Annotated in this window: 4 protein-coding genes and 1 pseudogene; 4 read left to right on the top strand and 1 reads right to left on the bottom strand. The window is 72.7% G+C overall.

The annotated features are described in order from the left end of the window. A pseudogene (locus tag RIN80_RS26390) lies at nt 1-558 on the top strand (1-aminocyclopropane-1-carboxylate deaminase); the annotation flags it as partial. Nucleotides 559-621: 63 nt separating this feature from the next. Here RIN80_RS26390 and RIN80_RS26385 read toward each other — a convergent pair. Continuing rightward, on the bottom strand, nt 622-2,220 hold the full coding sequence (locus RIN80_RS26385) for a Na+/H+ antiporter (RefSeq protein WP_309098151.1): 1,599 nt from the start codon (nt 2,218-2,220) through the stop codon (nt 622-624). 62 nt (nt 2,221-2,282) lie between these two features. Here RIN80_RS26385 and RIN80_RS26380 point away from each other — a divergent pair, with 62 nt between their 5' ends. The 3 genes from RIN80_RS26380 to RIN80_RS26370 form a co-directional block, all read left to right on the top strand. Next, nucleotides 2,283-2,543: a UBP-type zinc finger domain-containing protein gene (locus RIN80_RS26380; protein WP_309098150.1), complete on the top strand. Its 261-nt coding sequence runs from the start codon at nt 2,283-2,285 to the stop codon at nt 2,541-2,543. 274 nt (nt 2,544-2,817) lie between these two features. Further along, nucleotides 2,818-3,231 (top strand): anti-sigma regulatory factor, encoded by a 414-nt coding sequence (locus RIN80_RS26375; RefSeq protein ID WP_309098149.1) that lies wholly within the window; start codon nt 2,818-2,820, stop codon nt 3,229-3,231. 17 nt (nt 3,232-3,248) lie between these two features. Further along, the coding region (locus RIN80_RS26370) for a sigma-70 family RNA polymerase sigma factor (protein ID WP_309098148.1) at nt 3,249-4,033 on the top strand (785 nt) is incomplete at its 3' end.

The following is a 4,033-nucleotide window of genomic DNA, read 5'->3' as shown; positions in this document are numbered from 1 at the left end:
ATGCGGCTGCACTTCGCCGACCGGGCGGCCTACCGCCGCAAGTCCGAGGCGCCGGTCCTGGCCGGGCTGCTGCGGGCGGCGGACGCCGAGGACGCGTTGGTCGTCCCCGAGGGCGGCAGCAACGCCGAGGCGGTCCGCGGCTGCCGGGACCTGGGCGCCGAGCTGCGCGGCCTGGCCGGCGTCGTCGCCGTGGCCTGCGGCACCGGCGGCACGCTGGCGGGGCTGGCCGCCGGTCTGGCGCCCGGGCAGCGCGCGCTGGGCGTGCCGGTCCTCAAGGGCGGTTTCCTGGCCGCTGACACGGAGGCCCTGCAGCGGGAGGCCTTCGGCGGCCGGCGCGGCGCCTGGGACATGGACGACCGCTTCCATTTCGGCGGCTACGCGCGCGTGCCCGTGGAGCTCGACGCCTTCGCCGCGGACTTCGAGCAGCGCCACGGGCTGCCCGTCGAACGCCTGTATGTCGCCAAGCTGTTGTACGCCCTCGTCGCCCTGGCCGACGAGGGCGCCTTCCCGCGCGGGACGACGGTGGCGGCCGTGATCACGGGCCGCCCCTTTCCCTGACGGCTCGCCCCCTGCCTCGACGCCGGGGCCGCTCCCGAGGGCTCCGGGGGCCCGGTCCCGCCGCTACGTCGTCTCCCGGAAGGCCGCCGCCTCCTCCAGATCCAGCCGGCGCAGCAGCGTGCGCAGCATCTCGTCGTCGATGTACCGGCCGTCCCGGAGCCGGACGAACACATCGCGCTCGGCGCTGATCATCTCCCGTGACAGCCGCCGGTAGGTGTCGTCGACGGACTCCCCGGTGACCGGGTTGGCCTGCCCGAGCCGCTCCCACACGGCGTTGCGACGGCGTTCGAGGACGGTGCGCAGCCGGTCGGCCAGCGGGGCGGGCAAAGCGTTGCGCTCGTCAAGGAGCAGTTCGTCCAGTCGTCGCTCGGCGGCCCGGGACGCCTGCGCCTGGGCGTTGGCCTCGGCGAGCGTCTCGGCCTGCGTGTCCCGCCCGGGGAACTTCAGCAGGCGGATCAGCGGGGGCAGGGTCAGGCCCTGCACGACCAGGGTGCCGATGACGGTCGTGAAGGTCAGGAAGAGGATGAGGTTGCGCTGCGGGAACGGTTCCTCACCGTCGTGCATGGTGAGCGGGATGGAGAAGGCGATCGCCAGCGAGACCACGCCCCGCATGCCGGCCCACGCGATGACGAACGGCCCCTTCCAGGTCAGCTCCCCCTCCCGCGCCCGGATGCGCGCCGACATCAGCCATGGCAGGAAGGTCGCCGGATACACCCAGACGAACCGGGTCGCGACCACCACCAGGAAGACGGCGACGGCGTACCAGGCGGCCTCGACGCCCTCGTACTCGCCGAGGCCGCGGAGCACCACCGGCAGCTGCAGTCCGATCAGCGCGAACACCGAGGACTCCAGGACGAAGGCGACCATCTTCCACACCGCCTCCTCCTGCAGGCGCGTGGCGAAGTCGACCTCCCACGCGCGGTGTCCCAGGTAGAGCGCGACCACGACGACCGCGAGGACACCGGAGGCGTGCACCTGCTCGGCGACGGCGTACGCGACGAACGGGATCAGCAGGGAGAGCGTGTTCTGCGGCAGCGCTTCCTTCACGTGGGTGCGCAGCCAGTGGATCGGCGCCATCAGCACCAGCCCGACCACGACGCCGCCGATCGCGGCGACCAGGAACTCGCCGACGCCCCCGGCCCAGGTGGCGCCCTCCCCGACGGCCGCGGCCAGGGCCACCCGGTAGGCGGTGATCGCGGTGGCGTCGTTCAGCAGCGACTCGCCCTGCAGGATCGTGGTGACGCGCGACGGCAGCCCGACCCGGCGGGCCACGGCGGTCGCCGCGACCGCGTCCGGTGGTGCCACGACCGCGCCGAAGACCAGGGCGGCGGTCAGCGGCATGCCCGGCACGATCACGTACAGCGCCCAGCCGACCACGAAGGTCGCGAACAGCACGTACCCGACGGACAGCATCGCGACCGGCCGCAGCTGCGCCCGCAGGTCGAGGTACGAGCTGTCGGTGGCGGCCGTGTGCAGCAGCGGGGGCAGGATGAGCGGCAGGACGATGTGCGGGTCGAGGGTGTAGTCGGGCACGCCGGGGACGTAGCTGACCGCCAGTCCGGCCGCGACCAGCAGCAGCGGGGCCGGCACCGGCGTGCGCCGCGCGGCCGCGGCGATCGCGGCGCTGCCGGCCACCAGCAACAGCAGTGGCATCACGTCCATCGTTCTCGCCCGCCCTCTTTTTCCGACGCGGTCTTCCGCTCGACCGTCGTAACCTGGCAATCATGAAACAGTGCACGCACGCCGACGCGCTGCCGCACCCCGAACCCGGCCCGCTCAGCGAGACATGTCCGGAGTGCCTGGCGGACGGCACGGACCCGGTGCAGCTACGGCTGTGCCTCAGCTGCGGTCACGTCGGCTGCTGCGACTCCTCGCCCGGGCGGCACGCGGCGGCGCACCACAAGGAGTCCGGTCATCCCGTCATGCGGACGCACGAACCCGGGGAGACCTGGCGTTGGTGCTTCGTCGACCATGTCCTCGTGTGAGACGGCACCACCCCGGCGCAGGACGGTCCCACCAGGACGGTTCGAGCGTCTGACGTCTGGGTACGTCAATGCGGCGCGCGCTCTTCCCATTTGGGCCCGCCCAACCCCTAGACACGGAGCGTGTCCACAGGTTTACTGTGAGTGACGGCAAGGGGTTGGGGTCCCGGGGACAGGATCGTCGAGAGCGCGATAGCGTCACCGCTGAACCACGTATCGCGTTACCCCGGGGGGCGACCCTCGGCCCTGAAACGCTTGTACCACCATGGAGGTGAGGGTGTCCCAGATCGCAGGCGAGCCCGCGACGCAGGACTTCGTGGAAGTCCGGCTGCCGGCCGCGGGTGCCTACCTGTCGGTGCTGCGTACGGCCACGGCCGGTCTCGCGGCCCGTTTGGACTTCACCCTCGACGAGATCGAGGACCTGCGCATCGCGGTGGACGAGGCCTGCGCGATCCTGCTGCAGCAGGCCGTGCCCGGCTCGGTGCTCAGTTGCGTCTTCCGCCTCGTCGACGACTCGCTCGAGGTCACCGTCTCGGCACCGACCACCGATGGTCATGCCCCCTCGCGGGACACCTTCGCCTGGACCGTCCTGTCCGCCCTCGCGGGCAAGGTCTCCTCCGCCGTGGACAAGGAGAAAACCGTTTCGATCAGCCTCTACAAACAGCGCGGCGCGGGACCCGGGCCGGCGTGAGGAACGAGGACGGGCCGGTGCGGGACGAAGAGCGCGGCACACGAGAGCTGCCGGCCGAGGGCACGGGCGTGAGCGGTCCGCCCGGAGCCCGGCGCATGGCGGAGGGCATCGACGGCATCCCCGAGCAGGCCCGCCCGCATCCCGAGGACGACTCCGCGGGGGCCGTCCTCCCGGGCGGCGGGCGACACGGCCAGGACGGTGCCGTGCGGAGCGCGCCTCCGGGCGGGGGGATCACCACCTCCCCGGCCCAGGGGGTTCCCCCCACTCGCGCGAAGTCGAGCGGGGCGGAGGAGGCGAGGGCTCGGGGAAGGGCGACGGGCGGGACGATGAGCGAGCACGAGCGACACTCCGAGGACGAGGCGCCGAGCGCACAGCGCGCGCACGGTGCGCAGCACGGCACCCCGGACCGCAGCGGCGCGCGTGAGATGTTCCTCAAGCTGCGCACGCTGGACAGCGGCAGCCCGGAGTACGCGGAGCTGCGCAACCAGCTGGTCCGCATGCACCTGCCGCTCGTCGAGCACCTCGCGCGCCGCTTCCGCAACCGCGGCGAGCCGCTGGACGACCTGACCCAGGTCGCCACGATCGGTCTGATCAAGTCGGTCGACCGCTTCGACCCGGACCGCGGCGTGGAGTTCTCCACGTACGCGACCCCGACGGTCGTCGGCGAGATCAAGCGGCACTTCCGCGACAAGGGCTGGGCGGTGCGGGTTCCGCGCCGGCTGCAGGAGCTGCGGCTGTCGCTGACCACGGCGACGGCCGAGCTGTCGCAGCTGCACGGCCGCTCCCCCACGGTCCACGAGCT

It is taken from the genome of Streptomyces sp., from assembly GCF_031181705.1.
GTDB lineage: Bacteria > Actinomycetota > Actinomycetes > Streptomycetales > Streptomycetaceae > Streptomyces.
Note: the sequence above shows the minus strand (reverse complement) of the source record. Positions and strands in the feature narration are given on the sequence as shown.